Source organism: Achromobacter sp. DMS1 (genome assembly GCF_001270295.1).
Map to the genome: position 1 here is coordinate 1 of NZ_LHSJ01000168.1, position 14,994 is coordinate 14,994.

A 14,994-nucleotide genomic window follows, 5' to 3' on the forward strand; every position below is an offset into this window, starting at 1 on the left:
CGCGCTGGCCGTCGACGCGAGCAACCTGCACAAACTCGCCCGCCGGCTCGGCATCAAAGCGTAGCGCGCCGCCGGCCGGCGGCGGGCGTCAGGCGCGGCTGCCCAGCGATTCGCCGCCCGGCGCCGCGCCATGCTCGCCGCGCAGCGCCGAATCCAGGTATTCGCTGCGGGCGCGCGCGGGCGGAAAGCGCATGTCGGCATAACTCACAAAGCGCGAACCGCGGGAAACGCGGTAGCCCAGCCAGATCAGCAGGAAGAGCGGAATTCCGATGTACGTGGCGGCCACGCCGCCCCAGTCGATGCGGTCCTGCAGGAACGCCTGGTAGTTCTGCCCCAGCGTGATGATCAGGCAGAGCACGAAAGCGAAGATCGGCCCGAACGGAAAGAACGGCGACACATAAGGCAGGTCGGCCGGGTTGCGTCCCTGCTTCAGGTAGCCCTTGCGGAAGCGGTAGTGGCTGATGGCGATGCCCAGCCAGGCGATGAAGCCCGTCATGCCGGACGTGTTGAGCAGCCAGATGTACACCGCGTTGGGGCTGAACACGAAAGTGAAGAAGCACAGCGCCGCCACGACGGTGGTGGCGATCAGGGCCCAGAACGGCACGCCGTTGCGGCTCACCCTGCCGAAGAGGGCCGGCGCCTTGCCGTCGCGCGCCAGGCTGTACAGCATGCGGGTGGCGGCATACATGCCGGAATTCCCGGCCGAGAGCACCGAGGTGAGCACCACTGCATTCATGATGGACGCGCCCGCCAGCAGGCCGGCGCGGTCGAAGATCAACGCGAAGGGGCTCACGCTCACGTCGGTGACGTCGTTGCGCAGCAATTGCGGGTCGGTATAGGGAATGAGCAGGCCGATGACCAGGATGGCCATCACGTAGAAAAGCAGGATGCGCCAGAACACCTGGCGCACCGCGCGCGGCAGGTTGCGGGCCGGATCCTTGGACTCGCCCGCCGCGATGCCGATGAGTTCGGTGCCCTGGAACGAGAAGCCCACCACCATGGCCACGCCGATCAGGGCCGAGAAGCCGCCCGCGAACGGCGCGTCGCCCACGGTCCAGTTGGCCCAGCCGCCGTGCTCGCCGCCCCGGATGATGCCCAGCAGCATCAGCACGCCCATGGCCACGAAGCAGATCACGGCAATGACCTTGATCAGCGCGAACCAGAATTCCGCCTCGCCGAAGCCGCGCGCGGACAGCGCGTTCAGGCCGAAGGTGAGCAGCAGGAACAGCGCGCTCCAGTACACGCCGGGCACGTCGGGCAGCCAGTACGCCATGACCAACTGCGCGGCAACCAGGTCCACCGCCACCGTGACGGCCCAGTTGTACCAGTAGTTCCAGCCCAGGGCGAAGCCGAAGCCCTCGTCCACGTAGCGCGCGCCGTAGGTGGAAAACGAGCCCGCCACCGGCATGGCCGCCGCCAGCTCGCCCAGGCTGGTCATGAGGAAATAGACCATGAGCCCGATGAGCGCGTAGCCCAGCAGCGCGCCGCCCGGGCCGGCCTGGGCGATGGTCGCGCCGGAGGCGACGAACAGGCCGGTGCCGATCGATCCGCCCACCGCGATCATCGTGAGGTGCCGCGCCGAAAGCGTGCGGCGCAGCCCCTGGGGCCGCGCCCCGCTTTGCTGTTCCGAGGGAGCCAAATGCATTCCTTTCTACGTCTTGTGAAGGCGCCCCGAAGCGCTGCCGGGTGCCGGGAATCTGAAGCAACCGGCGAGCATAGCGCAACTGGCGTGGCCGCGTATAAAAAGGGACAGGCTTACCCTCGCGGCCGCGCTACTGGAATGCGGTTTCCATGAAGGTGCGCAGCTTGCGCGAATGCAGGCGTTCCGGCGGCATGCCGCGCAGGCGCTCCAGCGCGCGTATGCCGATTTCCAGATGCTGATTGACCTGGCGCCGGTAGAAGGCGCTGGCCATGCCGGGCAGCTTCAGTTCGCCATGCAGCGGTTTGTCGGACACGCACAGCAGCGTGCCGTACGGCACCCGGAAGCGAAAGCCGTTGGCCGCGATGGTGGCCGACTCCATGTCCAGCGCGATCGCGCGCGACTGCGCGAAACGCTGCACCAGGTCGACGTGGTCGCGCAGCTCCCAGTTGCGGTTGTCGATGGTGGCCACCGTGCCCGTGCGCATGATGCGCTTGAGGTCCCAGCCCGACAGGCCCGCGACTTCCTCCACCGCCTGCTCCAGCGCCACCTGCACTTCCGCCAGCGCCGGCACCGGCACCCAGGTCGGCAGGTCGTCGTCGAGCACGTGGTCTTCCCGCACGTAGCCGTGGGCCAGCACGTAATCGCCCAGGCGCTGCGAATCGCGCAGGCCCGCGCAATGGCCCAGCATCAGCCAGGCGTGCGGACGCAGCACGGCGATGTGGTCGGTAATGGTCTTGGCGTTGGACGGCCCGACCCCGATGTTGACCAGGGTAATGCCGGAGTGGTCGCCGCGCACCAGGTGGTAGGCCGGCATCTGCGGCAGGCGCACCGGCTGTTCGGCATCGTCCGAGCCGGTTTCGCCGCGCCGGGTGATGCGGTTGCCGGGTTCCACCAGCATGTCGTAGTCGCAGTCGCCGGCGGCCATGAGGGCCCGTGCGCGGGCGCAGAACTCGTCCACGTAGAACTGGTAGTTGGTGAACAGCACGAAATTCTGGAAATGCGCGGGCGCGGTGGCGGTGTAGTGCTGCAGCCGGTGCAGCGAATAATCCACGCGCTGGGCGGTAAAGGGCGCGAGCGGACGCGGCTCGCCTTCCCTGCCTCGCCACGAGCCGTTGACGATGGCGTCGTCGGTGACCGCCAGGTCGGGCACGTCGAACAGGTCGCGCAGCGGGCGCTTGAGCGCTTCCAGGTGCTCGCCCTCCACGTAGGCCCCTTCCGAGAACGCGAAATGCAGCGGGATCGGCGAATCCGACTCCCCGACTTCCACCGCCACGCCGTGATTCTGCAGCAGATGCCCCACCTGCTCGATCAGGTAGTCGCGAAAGAGCGCGGGCTGGGTGATGGTGGTCTGGTACACGCCCGGCTCGGCCACGTGGCCATAGGACAGGCGGGTGTCGATGGGATCGTAGGTCAGCACCGCGATGCGGATGGCCGGATAGCAGGCCCGCGCCCGGGCCGCCTCGCCGCCCGATTCCAGCACCTGGCGGAACGCCGCGCGCAGGAAAGCGGTGTTGCGGGCATAGATGTCGGCCAGGCGGTCTACCGCCGCCACGGCGTCGTGAAAGGGTTCGAAGGGAATGGGAGGCGGACGGTTCAGGGAATCTGCCGAAAATACCGCGTTCATCATGGCTGGGCTCCGCTGTCGATGGCCGGATCGGTCCGGCGGCGGCCGGCGGCCGCCGGCCGTCTCGCGATTATGCCCGAGCGCTGTGACGCCTCCCGCCCGGTCCGTGGCGCCCCGCAGCTTTCCGCCAGGGGGAATGTTGCATTGCACTACAAATGTATTGAAACATTATTCCATTACAATAAGGCCCAACGTGCGCACCCCCCGCCGGCAAGCCGGTTATTTCAGCGCCTTTTCCGCCGGCTTGCCTCCCGCATAGCCATTAACGCCCACTCCGGATCCTGAAGTGACGCAATGACTCCGCCTACGCGAAAAGACCGACTTTCCTCCCCCCGCAGCACCTCCCGCCTTCTTCTCTGCCCTCCGCTCCTGGCGCTCGCGCTCTGCTGGCTGCCGCAGGCCGCCCAGGCATCCCTGCCCACCGAGCAGGCGCGCGCCTCGCTCAACGGCCTGCGCCTGGCCCAGGAACCCACCGTGCCCACCCTGCGCGACCGCGTGGTCGAGGCGGGCCTGGAAGCCATCGGCACGCCCTACAGTTGGGGCGGCGACGACGCCGACGGCTTCGATTGCAGCGGACTGGTGCTGTATGTGTACCGCGAGATCGCAGGCCTGGAACTGCCCCGCACCGCGCGGCAGCAGCGCGCCCAGGGCAAGGTCGTGCGCAGCAAGCAGCAGCTCCGGCCCGGCGACCTGGTGTTTTTCGCCACGCGCGGACGCGGCGCGACCTCGCACGTGGGCATTTACATCGGCCAGAACCGATTCGTGCACGCGCCGCGGCGCGGCACCAAGGTCCGGGTGGACGAGCTGCAGAATCCATATTGGTCCAAGCGCTACCTGGGCGCGCGCAGCTACCTCGACATGCCCCAGGGCCAATTGCTGGCCCAGGCCGAGCGCTGACCCGATGTCCGCGCGGGCGGCGGAAAGCCCGCCCGCGCACGGCCGCCGCCTCAGCCGCGCCCCACGAAGGGCATGGTGGTGGCCATGATGGTCATGAATTGCACGTTGGTGTCCAGCGGCAGCCGCGCCATGGCGGCCACGGCCTGGGCCACGTGGGCCACGTCCATGCGCGGCTCGACCCTGGTGCTGCCGTCGGCCTGCAGCACGCCGGTCGCCATGCGCTCGGTCATGTCGGTGGCGGCGTTGCCGATGTCGATCTGGCCGCAGGCAATGTCGTAAGGACGGCAATCCAGCGAAATGGACTTGGTCAACCCCGTCACGGCATGCTTGGTGGCGGTGTAGGCAATGGAGAACGGCCTTGGGGCGTGGGCCGAGATCGAACCGTTGTTGATGATGCGCCCGCCGCGCGGGGTCTGCGCCTTCATGACGCGGATCGCCGCCTGGGCGCACAGGAACATGCCCGTCAGGTTGGTGTCCACCACCTCTTTCCAGACCGACACCGGCAATTCCTCGATGGGCACGGCGGGGGCGCCGCGTCCGGCGTTATTGAAAAGCACGTCCAGCCGGCCGTATTCGCGCTGCGTGGTTTCGAAAAGCTCGCGCACCGCCTGCTCGTCCGTCACGTCGGTGGGAACGACCAGCGCCCGCACCCCGTCTTCCCCGGCCGCCGTGCGCGTGGCCTCCAGCGGCTCGCGCCGCCGCCCGGCCAACACGACCCGGTAGCCCTGCGCCAGGAATTCGAGCGCCACGGCCCGGCCGATGCCCGTTCCGGCGCCGGTCACCAGCGCGACGCGCGCCGGCGCTGCATTGTCGATCGTGCTCATTGGATTCTCCTTGTTATGGGCACTGATTGGAATGTCGCGCAAATGCTACCGCGAATCCCCCGCGCCCAACTGCAAGCGAAGTTTCCATTTTTTCCACCAGGGTTCCTCCCGCGCCCGGCGCCGCGGCGGACGGCTCGCCGGCGCGCACGGCCTCGGGCAAATGCGCCGTTCCGATCTGTCACAAGTCTTTATATAATTTTTGGGTATTTGTTTATTACTAAAAATCAGGAGACTTGAATGCATTCCTGCATCAGCCCCGCCGGACGGGGCGGCGCCGCGCTCGCGCTGGGCCTGCTGGCGCTGGCCCCTCTGGCGCATGCCGCGCCCGACGGTCGCCAGATCAGCCTGCAAGGCGCGAACGGCGCGCCCGCCTGCGTGACCTGCCACGGCGCGCACGGCGAGGGCAACCCGGATGCCGGTTTTCCGCGGCTGGCGGGCATGGGATCCAAATACCTGGCCGAACAGCTCGAAGCCATGGCCAATGGCTCGCGCGTCAGCCCGGTCATGGCGCCTACCGCCAAGGCGCTCGACGCGGCCCAGCGCCAGGCGGTGGCCGGCTATTACGCCTCGCTGCCCTTTCCCCTGGACGCGGACCGGCTGGCCGCGACCGCCATGCNCGGGCGGGGCGGCGGGCGGCAGCGCCATGCCCTGCAAATCGAGCAGGTCGGCTTCCAGCGTGACGATCTCGTTGCGGCCCGCGCCGCGGCTGACCGCCTTGATGGCCGCGCGGCTGATGACATGTTCGAGCTCGCGCACGTTGCCCGGCCACTGGTAGCCGCGCAAGGCATCCTCGGCGTGACGCGACAGCCGCAGGCTGCGCAGGCCCAGGCGCGCCCGGTTGAGCTCGAGAAAGCGGCCCGCCAGCAGCAGCACGTCGTTGCCGCGCTCGCGCAGCGGCGGAATGGGCACGGGGTAGACGGACAGGCGGTGATACAGGTCGGCGCGGAACGCGCGTCGCGCACCAGGTCGCGCAGGTTGCGGTTGGTGGCCGCGATGACGCGCACGTCGACGTGGCGCGGCCGGTCGTCGCCCAGGCGCTGGATCTCGCCGTTCTGCAACGCCCGCAACAGCTTGCTCTGCACGGTCAGCGGCAGCTCGCCGACCTCGTCGAGGAAGAGGGTGCCGCCATTGGCCGCGTCGAAGCGCCCCGGCCGCTCGCTCAGCGCGCCCGAGAAGGCGCCCTTGACGTGGCCGAACAGCTCGCTTTCGGCCAGCGATTCGGGCAGCGCCGCGCAGTTCACGTGCACCAGCGGCCGGGCGCTGCGGCGCGACAGCCGGTGCAGGCGGTGCGCGAACAGTTCCTTGCCCACGCCGGTTTCGCCCCACAGCAGTACGGGCAGCTCGGAATCGGCCACGATTTCGAGTTCGTGCAGCAGCCGCTTTATGGTTTCGCTCTGCCCGAGGATCTCGCCCGCCTCGTGCACCGCGCCGAGGCTCGGCGCGTCGCCGCGAGAGGCGCGCAGCGCGCGGATTTCAGATTCCAGGCGCGTGACCCGCAGGCAGGCTTCGACGACCACAATGAACTCGTGCAGTTCGGCCTGGGCCTGCGCGTCGAAGGTGCCGATGTCCAGCGCGTCCAGGGTGAGCGCTCCCCAAGGCTGGCCTTCGACATACAGGCTGGTGCCCATGCAGTCGTGCACCGGCAGCGGAAGCCCGGCCTGGCCGTCGATCAGGCCGTCATAGGGGTCGGGCAGGGTGCTTTCGTGGTGGAAACAGGTCACGCCGCGCCGCGCCAGGATGGCGGCGAGCCGCGGGTGCTGCGCCACCTCGAAGCGGCGGCCCAGCGCATCCTCGACCAGCCCGTCCACGGCGATGGGCCGCAGATGGCCCGCCTCGAGCTGCAGCAGCGCCACCGCGCCGCACCGGAAGTGCGCGCGCAGGCTGCTCACCAGGCGCTGCAGGCGCACCGCCTGCGGGAGTTCGGCGACGAGATCGGCGAGAAGCAGGGCTTGCATCGGGTTTATTTCACCATGTAAAGGTAATAAATACCTTAAAAAGCTGCGGTAAATATTACCTCAGCGGCGGCCCGGCCCTTGATTTTCCTGGTATTTCCGGCTGGCACGGTTTTCGCTTTGAGAGCGGTACTCCCTACACCGTGCGAGGAAAGCACCATGAACCTGATCGACCAGCCGCTGGGCCAATTGGCGCGAACCATTCCGGGCGCCACCCGAATCTTCCACGAATACGACCTCGATTTCTGCTGCGGCGGCAAGCACAGCCTGCGGGAAGCCGCGGCCGAGAAATCCCTGGATCCCGCCGCCATCGAGGCGCGGCTGCTGGCCGCGACCGACGCGGGGCAGGAGCGCCGCGATTGGGGCGGGGCCTCGCCTTCCGACCTGATCGACCACATTCTCGTGCGATACCACGAGCGCCACCGCGAGCAGCTGCCCGAGCTGATCCGCCTGGCGCGCAAGGTCGAGCAGGTGCACGCCGGCCATCCGGACTGCCCGGCGGGATTGGCCGAACTGCTGCACGGCATGCAGCAGGAACTCGAAAGCCACATGCAGAAAGAAGAACTCGTGCTCTTTCCGCTGCTTGCGCGCGGCCATGCCGCGATGGCGGGCGGCCCCATCATGGTCATGCGCATGGAGCACGACCAGCACGGCGACGCGCTGCGGGAGCTGCTGGCGCTGACCCACGACATCACGCTGCCGCGCGGCGCCTGCAACACCTGGCGCGCGCTGTACCTGGGCCTGGCCGCGTTCCGGGAAGACCTGATGGAACACATCCACCTGGAAAACAACATTCTTTTCGAAGACGCGTCCCACGCCGCCGAGGCAAAGCACGCCTGACCCGACTTCCAACCGCAAAGGGCATTTTCATGGGTCCGTACCGCAAACTCTGGTTCATTCTCATCGCCGTGCTGGCGGTAACGTTTTCGCTGCTGGGCTACTACGGCGCCGAAGTCTACCGGCAGGCGCCGCCCATTCCGCAGCGGGTCGACACCGCCGACGGCCGGACGCTTTTCACGCAGAAGGACATCCTCGATGGCCAGACCGCATGGCAGTCCGTGGGCGGCATGCAATTGGGCTCGATCTGGGGCCACGGCGCCTACCAGGCGCCCGACTGGACCGCCGACTGGCTGCACCGCGAACTGACCGCGTGGCTGGACCTGGCCGCCCAGGCGCGCTACGGCATGCCGTACGCGGAACTGGATGCGCCGCGCCAGGCCGGCCTGCGCGAGGAACTGCGCGCCGAATACCGCGGCAACCGCGCCGATCCGGCCACCGGCGCGCTTACCGTGTCGGCGCGCCGCGCCCAGGCCATGGCGCAGACGGCGGCCTATTACGACCAGTTGTTTTCCGATGCGCCGGCGCTGCACGAGAGCCGCGAGCATTTCGCCATGAAGGAAAACACGCTGCCCAGCGCCCAGCGCCGCGCCCAGCTCGCGCACTTCTTCTTCTGGACCGCCTGGGCCGCGGCGACGGAGCGGCCGGGCCACGAGGCCACCTATACCAACAACTGGCCGCACGAACCGCTCATCGGCAACCACCCCAGCGCGGAGAACATCATCTGGTCCATCGCCAGCGTGGTGATCCTGCTGGCCGGCGTGGGCCTGCTGGTGTGGGGCTGGGCCTTCCTGCGCGAGCACGACGAGCCGCTGCCGGCCCCCGCCGCGCAAGACCCGCTGACCACGTTCGCGCTCACGCCCTCGCAGCGCGCGCTGGGCAAGTACCTGTTCCTGGTGGCGGCCCTGTTCGTGTTCCAGGTCTTCATCGGCGGCTTCACGGCGCACTACACCGTCGAAGGGCAGAAGTTCTACGGCGTGGACGTGTCGCAGTGGTTCCCGTATTCGCTGGTGCGCACCTGGCACATCCAGGCGGCGCTGTTCTGGATCGCGACGGGGTTCCTGGCCGCGGGCCTGTTCCTGGCTCCCCTGATCAACGGCGGCAAAGACCCGAAACACCAGAAGCTGGGCGTGGACATTCTGTTCTGGGCGCTGGTCGTGGTGGTGGTCGGATCCTTCGTCGGCAACTATCTCGCCATCGCGCAGGTCATGCCGCCCGAGTGGAACTTCTGGCTCGGGCACCAGGGCTATGAATACGTGGACCTGGGCCGGCTGTGGCAGATCGGCAAGCTCGCGGGCATCGCCTTCTGGCTGCTGCTGATGGTGCGCGGCATCGCCCCCGCATTCAGAAAGCCCGGCGGCGACAAGAACCTGCTGGCGCTGCTCACCGCGTCGGTCGTGGCCATCGGGCTCTTCTACGGCGCGGGCCTGTTCTACGGCGAGCGCACCAACCTGTCCGTCATGGAGTACTGGCGCTGGTGGGTGGTGCACCTGTGGGTGGAAGGCTTCTTCGAAGTGTTCGCCACCACGGCGCTGGCATTTGTCTTCTCGACGCTGGGGCTGGTGTCGCGGCCCATGGCGACGGCCGCCAGCCTGGCTTCGGCCTCGCTCTTCATGCTGGGCGGCATCCCGGGCACCTTCCACCACCTGTACTTCGCGGGCACCACCACGCCGGTGATGGCGGTGGGGGCGAGCTTTTCCGCGCTGGAAGTGGTTCCGCTCATCGTGCTGGGCTACGAGGCCTGGGAAAACTGGCGGTTGCGCGAGCGCGCGCCCTGGATGGCGAACCTCAAGTGGCCCCTCATGTGCTTCGTGGCGGTGGCGTTCTGGAACATGCTGGGCGCGGGCGTTTTCGGCTTCATGATCAACCCGCCGATCTCGCTCTACTATATCCAGGGCCTCAACACCACGCCTGTGCATGCCCATGCCGCGCTGTTCGGGGTGTACGGATTCCTGGCGCTGGGCTTCACCCTGCTGGTGCTGCGCTACATCCGGCCGGATTACGTGCTGCGGCAAGGGCTCATGAAAACCGCGTTCTGGGGGCTGAACCTGGGGCTCGCGCTGATGATCCTCACCAGCCTGCTGCCCATCGGCATCATCCAGTTCCACGCCAGCGTCAGCCAGGGCCTGTGGTATGCGCGCAGCGAGGCGTTCATGCAGCAGGACATTCTGCAGACCCTGCGCTGGGTGCGCACCTTCGGCGACGTGGTGTTCATCGCCGGCGCGGTTTCCATGGCGCTGCAGGTCGTGCTGGGCCTGCTGGGACGCGCGCGCATCCCGGCGCTGCCGCGCGACGCCGCCGCGGTGGGCGTGCCGCGCTGAGCGGCAAGACGAAGGCGGTCCGCGCCCGCGGGCCGCCGTCCAACCGGAGAGAGCGCATGACCCATGTCGTTACCGAGCCGTGCATACGCTGCAAATACACCCGCTGCGTGGTCGTCTGTCCGGTGGATGCCTTCCGCGAAGGCGCCGACATGCTGGTCATCGACCCGGGCGACTGTATCGACTGCACGCTTTGCGTTCCCGCCTGTCCGGTCGGCGCGATTTTTTTCGAAGCGGACGTGCCCGCGGACCAGCGGGATTTCGTCGAAATCAATGTCCGGCTGGCCACGCGCTGGCCGGTCATCGCGCGGGGCAAGAACGCCTTGCCGGACGCCGACCGATGGGCCGGCGTGCAAGCCAAGCGCGCCTTCCTCGACGAGGGGCCGTAGGGACGAAGCGGCGCAGGGGCGGGCGCCCGCGCGTTGCCGTCATACCGAGGCGCGCACCAGCGCCAGGCGGATCTTCTCGATCGCGCGCGACGGGCTCAGCTGCTTGGGACAGACTTCGGTGCAGTTCATGATCGTGCGGCAGCGGTAGAGCCTGTACACGTCGTCCAGGTAGGCCAGCCGCTCGGCCGTCGCCGTGTCGCGCGAATCCGCGATGAAGCGGTACGCCTGCAGCAGCCCGGCCGGGCCGATGAACTTGTCGGGATTCCACCAGTACGACGGGCAGAACCCGCTGCAACAGGCGCACAGAATGCACTCGTACAGGCCGTCCAGCCGCTCGCGCGCCTCGGGCGACTGCAGGCGCTCGCGCTCGGGCGGCGGTTCGCGGTTGATGAGGTACGGGCGGATTTCTTCGTAATGCGCGAAGAACTGCGTCATGTCCACGATGAGGTCGCGGATGACCGGAAAGCCCGGCAGCGGCCGCAGCACCACCGGCTCTTTCAGCGCGCGCAAGGGCTGGATGCAGGCCAGGCCGTTGCGGCCGTTGATGTTCATCGCGTCCGAGCCGCACACGCCTTCGCGGCACGACCGCCGGAACGACAGGCTGTCGTCCAGGCCCTTGAGCCGCACCAGCGCGTCCAGCAGCATGCGGTCGCCGGGCGAATCGGGCAGGTCGTACTCCTGCATGCGCGGGCGGGCGTCCGTATCGGGGTCGTAGCGGTAGACCTGGAAGCGCATGGCGTGGGCCTGCGGCGGGATTCAGAAAACCCGCGCCAGCGCCAGCAGCACGCGCAGGAACACCAGCCCCAGCGCGCTCGCCGCCAACGCCAGCACGGCAAGCCGCAGCCACGGACGGTGGATGTAGTCCAGCGCCACGTCGCGCGCACCCACCCAGCCGTGCAGGCATAGCGCCGCAGCCACCGCCAGGATCAGCGTGCCACCCAGCGGGATGGCGCGCGAACGCCGCCCACGTGTGGTAGTCCGGCGGCCCCGCCGCCAGCAGAAAGCCCGCCAGCGCGGCGGCCGCCGCCAGCAGCGCCAGCGCGCTCAGGCGCTGCATCAGCCAGGCGCGCTGGCCCGTGAATTGCCTCATGCCGCCCTCCATGCGATCAGCAGCGCCAGCGCCGCCAGCAGCGCCAGCACGATCCGCGCGCTCGCCCGCGCCGTGCGCAGGCGAGCGCCCAGGCCGGCGTCCATCAGCAAGTGGCGTATGCCCGCCACCAGGTGAAAACAGAACGCCCATAGAAACACGAACACCAGCGGCGCGGCCCAGGGCGAACGCAGCGCGGCGGCCAGCGCGTCATACTCCGCCTGGCCGCGCAGCGACCGGGACAGCAGATCCGGCGCCCAGGGAACGAACAGCAGCAGACAGACGCCGGAAATCCGGTGCCCGATCGACACGAGCGCACCCACCGGAAACCGGATCGCAAACAGGTTCAGAAAACGCGGCAGCCGTGCTGGATCGAGACGGCCGCCCACGGCCGAAACCGCCTTGCGCCGGGAGGCGGCGGCCGCGCGCGCCATGTCAGCGGCTCCCGCCTGCCAGGCAGGGCGGGGCGGCGACGCGGCGCGCGCCGCCGCGACGCAAGGGCGGGCGCGGCTCAGCCATCCTGCAACCCGGCGGGCGGCGTCTCGGGCGCGCGGCTCAGCTGATAGCCGTACCAGAGACTCTGGGCAATGCGTTGCGCCATCTCCACGGCGTGCCTCGCCATCGCCTGGTTCGGCTGCGCCGCGGCCGTCTCGCGGAACAGCGCCAGCCAGCGCTGGAACAGCTCGGCGCTCAAGTCGGGCAGCGCAATATGCTTGGGCATGGGCGTGCCCGTGAACCGCCGCGTGCCGCGCAGAATCGACGACCAGAAATCCACCAGCTTGGCCAGGTGCTCGTCCCAGTCGCGGACATGGCCATTGAAAATCGGCCCCAGCCGCTCATCGCGGCGCACGGCGGCATAAAACTGGTGCACCAGGTCCGTGATGGCTTCTTCGGTGCAAAGATCCGGCGACCGCACGGCGCCTCCTGTTTATAAGATATACGTTCAATGCATCTTATATCGGGGCTTGCAGCTTGAAAAGCGCTGCGCCGGGTTCGGGCGGAAATCGGGCAGGCACGAGAGGTTCAGCCCATTTCATGCGCTGAACGGGAGGCGTAATCGTCGCGGGGAAGCCGCCGACGGACTATCCGGCAAGTTCGGGCCAGGGTTTCGATGAGCGCCTCGGGATTCCGTTCGATCACGTCAAGCCGCGCCAGCGACGGTCCCCTCGGAGAGCGGTCGCCGCGCTCCCAGTGCCGCAGGGTCGCCCTGGAAAAGCCGAACCGCGCGGCGAACTGCTCCCGGGGCATGCCCACTTTGGGCCCGCACGGCCCTTGCGTCGACGGGGCGCGGACGGTGCACGCGCACGCCGCCCGCGCCTTCCATGATGCGTCCGGCTCTGGGGGGATCGGGCCAGATCGCCGATGAGGCCCTGGCGCTCTTCGGCGCTCAGGCGCTTCCCGGGCTGGAGGATGTAGGAGGGCAGTCCGGCAACGGCGTGCATTGATGGGCCCGAGCCTGGCGCGACTTTTCGCGGAATGCGCGGGAGGGCGCTGGAACGGCGGCAGAAAATCCGGCATGCGGCCCGTGTGCGTGTTCCGCGACGCAATTGCGGCCTGGCTGGCCCTGGGGCGACGTGGCTCCCCCGCGCGTTTACTCGATGTTCTGCGCCTGCTCCCGCATCTGCTCGATGAGCAGCTTCAGGTCCATGGCGGCGCGGGTCACTTCCAGGCTGCCGGCCTTGGAGCCCAAGGTGTTGGCTTCGCGGTTCATTTCCTGGAACAGGAAGTCCAGGCGCTTGCCGGCGCTGCCGGCGTGTTTTTTGCCGCCCGCTTTGCCGCCGTCGGTGAGCAGGTGGCGCAATTCCTCCAGGTGCGAGCGCAGGCGCGACAGTTCCTCGGCCACGTCGATGCGCAGGGCGAAAAGGGTGGCTTCCTGCGACAGGCGCTCGGACAGCTCTTCGCCGCTGATGTGGGCGAAGCCGCCGGGAAAAGCCGCTTCGACGCTTTCGCGCAGCTTGAGCGCCAGCTTGTCGCGGTGCTCGGCGAGCAACTGCGGCAGGTGGGCTTCGACCGTGTCCACGATGCGCCCCACGCCGTCGGCGCAGTCGCGCATCATGGCCGCGAGCCGTTCGCCTTCGCGCGCGCGACCATCCTGCAGTTGGGCCAGCGCCTGCTGGGCAGCCTGCATGCAGGCCGCGCCCCATATCTGCGGGTCCAGCGCGTCGCCGGCGCGCTGGCCGGGCCAGTTGAAGAGTTCGACCAGGCGCGGCGCGGAAATGTCGGGAATGATGCGGCGCGCGGCCTGCAGCTGTTCGGCCAGTCCTTCCAGCCAGGCCGGGTCCAGCGCGGCGAGTTCGGCCGAGGCGTTGCGCGTGTAGGAGACGCGCACCTCGACCTTGCCGCGCCCGAGATGCGAGGTCAGCAGTTCGCGCAGCGGCGTCTCCACGTGGCGCAGCTCGTCGGGCAGGCGGAAGTACAGGTCGAGAAAGCGGCTGTTGACGCTGCGCAGTTCGACGGCGAGCGTACCTTGTTCGAGGTCTGCGCGGGCGTTGCCGAAAGCGGTCATGCTGCGGATCATGGCGAGGTGTCCTGGTATGGCGATAAATGGGAACAGGGCGGGGCGCGTCGCCGCGACCGGCCCGATATCGCGGCAGGATACTCCAAGCGCGCGGTCCGCGCCGCCTCCGCCTCGTACAATGCGGCGGATCCCCGGGTCGGGCCCCGCGAGGCGGCCCGCGCCGGGACGACACCGATCTTCATCGCTACGGAGCTTGCCTTGAACACTTCTTCCGCCATCGCGCGGCCCTCGGGCCGCGCCGTCGACCAGCTGCGCCCCTTCAGCCTGGAGCGCGGCTACACGCGCTACGCCGAAGGGTCGGTGCTGGTCAGGGCCGGCGACACCCGCGTACTGTGCACCGCCAGCGTGCTGGACAAGGTGCCGCCTTTCCTGAAAGGCCGCGGCGAGGGCTGGGTGACGGCCGAATACGGCATGCTGCCCCGCGCCACCCACACGCGCGGCGACCGCGAGGCCGCCCGCGGCAAGCAGAGCGGCCGCACCCAGGAAATCCAGCGCCTCATCGGCCGCAGCCTGCGCGCGGTCTTCGACCTGAAAGCGCTCGGCGAGCGCACCCTGCACCTGGACTGCGACGTGCTGCAGGCCGACGGCGGCACGCGCTGCGCCAGCATCACCGGCGCCTGGGTGGCGGCGGCCGACGCGGTCAACTTGCTGATGCGGCGCGGCGACCTGGCGGCCAACCCCATCCGCGACGCGGTGGCCGCGGTGTCGGTGGGGCTGGTGCAGGGCCGCGCGGTGCTGGATCTGGACTACCAGGAAGATTCCGCCTGCGACGCCGACGTGAATGTGGTGATGACCGGCAGCGGGGCGTTCGTGGAAGTCCAGGGCACGGGCGAGGGCGCCACCTTCACGCGCGCCGAGCTGGACGCCATGCTGGCCCTGGCCGAAACCGGCATTGCCGGGCTGGTG

15 protein-coding genes and 2 pseudogenes are annotated in these 14,994 nt (G+C 68.7%); 7 read left to right on the top strand and 10 right to left on the bottom strand.

Annotated elements, in window-relative coordinates; all coding sequences use genetic code 11:
• Positions 1 to 88 precede the first annotated feature (88 nt).
• Complete coding sequence (locus tag AD428_RS17750; RefSeq protein WP_053246055.1) at positions 89 to 1,645, bottom strand: amino acid permease; 1,557 nt, start codon at positions 1,643 to 1,645, stop codon at positions 89 to 91.
• Positions 1,646 to 1,772: 127 nt separating this feature from the next.
• Positions 1,773 to 3,269: an AMP nucleosidase gene (locus AD428_RS17755; RefSeq protein WP_369798779.1), complete on the bottom strand. Its 1,497-nt coding sequence runs from the start codon at positions 3,267 to 3,269 to the stop codon at positions 1,773 to 1,775.
• 291 nt (positions 3,270 to 3,560) lie between these two features.
• On the opposite strand from AD428_RS17755, the gene AD428_RS17760 reads away from it, so the two are divergent.
• A complete protein-coding gene (locus tag AD428_RS17760; protein WP_053246056.1) occupies positions 3,561 to 4,163 on the top strand; it encodes a C40 family peptidase in 603 nt (200 codons plus the stop codon).
• Positions 4,164 to 4,213: 50 nt separating this feature from the next.
• Here AD428_RS17760 and AD428_RS17765 read toward each other — a convergent pair whose 3' ends face one another.
• Complete coding sequence (locus AD428_RS17765; protein ID WP_053246057.1) at positions 4,214 to 4,987, bottom strand: SDR family oxidoreductase; 774 nt, start codon at positions 4,985 to 4,987, stop codon at positions 4,214 to 4,216.
• Positions 4,988 to 5,224: 237 nt separating this feature from the next.
• On the opposite strand from AD428_RS17765, the gene AD428_RS25350 reads away from it, so the two are divergent.
• The coding region (locus AD428_RS25350; RefSeq protein WP_152968139.1) for a c-type cytochrome at positions 5,225 to 5,603 on the top strand (379 nt) is incomplete at its 3' end.
• A 1-nt stretch (position 5,604) separates the two neighbouring features.
• Here AD428_RS25350 and norR read toward each other — a convergent pair.
• Positions 5,605 to 6,942 (bottom strand): annotated as a pseudogene (gene norR, locus AD428_RS17770) (nitric oxide reductase transcriptional regulator NorR); the annotation flags it as partial.
• Between the two features lie 156 nt (positions 6,943 to 7,098).
• On the opposite strand from norR, the gene ytfE reads away from it, so the two are divergent.
• From ytfE to fdxA, 3 genes are read left to right on the top strand one after another with little or no spacing between them, the layout of a single operon-like run.
• Positions 7,099 to 7,779: an iron-sulfur cluster repair protein YtfE gene (gene ytfE, locus AD428_RS17775; protein ID WP_053246058.1), complete on the top strand. Its 681-nt coding sequence runs from the start codon at positions 7,099 to 7,101 to the stop codon at positions 7,777 to 7,779.
• Between the two features lie 29 nt (positions 7,780 to 7,808).
• Complete coding sequence (locus tag AD428_RS17780) at positions 7,809 to 10,097, top strand: nitric-oxide reductase large subunit (RefSeq protein WP_053246059.1); 2,289 nt, start codon at positions 7,809 to 7,811, stop codon at positions 10,095 to 10,097.
• A gap of 56 nt (positions 10,098 to 10,153) precedes the next feature.
• Positions 10,154 to 10,483, top strand: a complete 330-nt coding sequence (fdxA, locus tag AD428_RS17785; RefSeq protein ID WP_053246060.1) for a ferredoxin FdxA — start codon at positions 10,154 to 10,156, stop codon at positions 10,481 to 10,483.
• A 39-nt stretch (positions 10,484 to 10,522) separates the two neighbouring features.
• Here the strand turns inward: fdxA and AD428_RS17790 are convergent, their stop codons facing one another.
• The 5 genes and pseudogenes from AD428_RS17790 to AD428_RS25355 all read right to left on the bottom strand — a co-directional run.
• Positions 10,523 to 11,218: a succinate dehydrogenase iron-sulfur subunit gene (locus AD428_RS17790; protein WP_053246061.1), complete on the bottom strand. Its 696-nt coding sequence runs from the start codon at positions 11,216 to 11,218 to the stop codon at positions 10,523 to 10,525.
• A 21-nt stretch (positions 11,219 to 11,239) separates the two neighbouring features.
• Positions 11,240 to 11,401 (bottom strand): hypothetical protein, encoded by a 162-nt coding sequence (locus AD428_RS27160; RefSeq protein WP_200908059.1) that lies wholly within the window; start codon positions 11,399 to 11,401, stop codon positions 11,240 to 11,242.
• 168 nt (positions 11,402 to 11,569) lie between these two features.
• Positions 11,570 to 12,004 (bottom strand): succinate dehydrogenase, cytochrome b556 subunit, encoded by a 435-nt coding sequence (gene sdhC, locus AD428_RS17800; protein ID WP_082308477.1) that lies wholly within the window; start codon positions 12,002 to 12,004, stop codon positions 11,570 to 11,572.
• A gap of 77 nt (positions 12,005 to 12,081) precedes the next feature.
• A complete protein-coding gene (locus tag AD428_RS17805) occupies positions 12,082 to 12,486 on the bottom strand; it encodes a group III truncated hemoglobin (RefSeq protein ID WP_053246062.1) in 405 nt (134 codons plus the stop codon).
• Positions 12,487 to 12,668: 182 nt separating this feature from the next.
• Positions 12,669 to 12,879 (bottom strand): annotated as a pseudogene (locus tag AD428_RS25355) (helix-turn-helix domain-containing protein); the annotation flags it as partial.
• A 13-nt stretch (positions 12,880 to 12,892) separates the two neighbouring features.
• On the opposite strand from AD428_RS25355, the gene AD428_RS28965 reads away from it, so the two are divergent.
• Entirely contained in the window at positions 12,893 to 13,015 is a 123-nt protein-coding gene (locus AD428_RS28965) for a hypothetical protein (RefSeq protein ID WP_255352271.1), read from the top strand.
• A 146-nt stretch (positions 13,016 to 13,161) separates the two neighbouring features.
• Here the strand turns inward: AD428_RS28965 and AD428_RS17810 are convergent, their stop codons facing one another.
• Entirely contained in the window at positions 13,162 to 14,088 is a 927-nt protein-coding gene (locus AD428_RS17810; RefSeq protein WP_053246063.1) for a YicC/YloC family endoribonuclease, read from the bottom strand.
• Between the two features lie 198 nt (positions 14,089 to 14,286).
• Between AD428_RS17810 and rph the strand changes: the two genes are divergently transcribed.
• The coding region (gene rph, locus AD428_RS17815; protein ID WP_053246064.1) for a ribonuclease PH at positions 14,287 to 14,994 on the top strand (708 nt) is incomplete at its 3' end.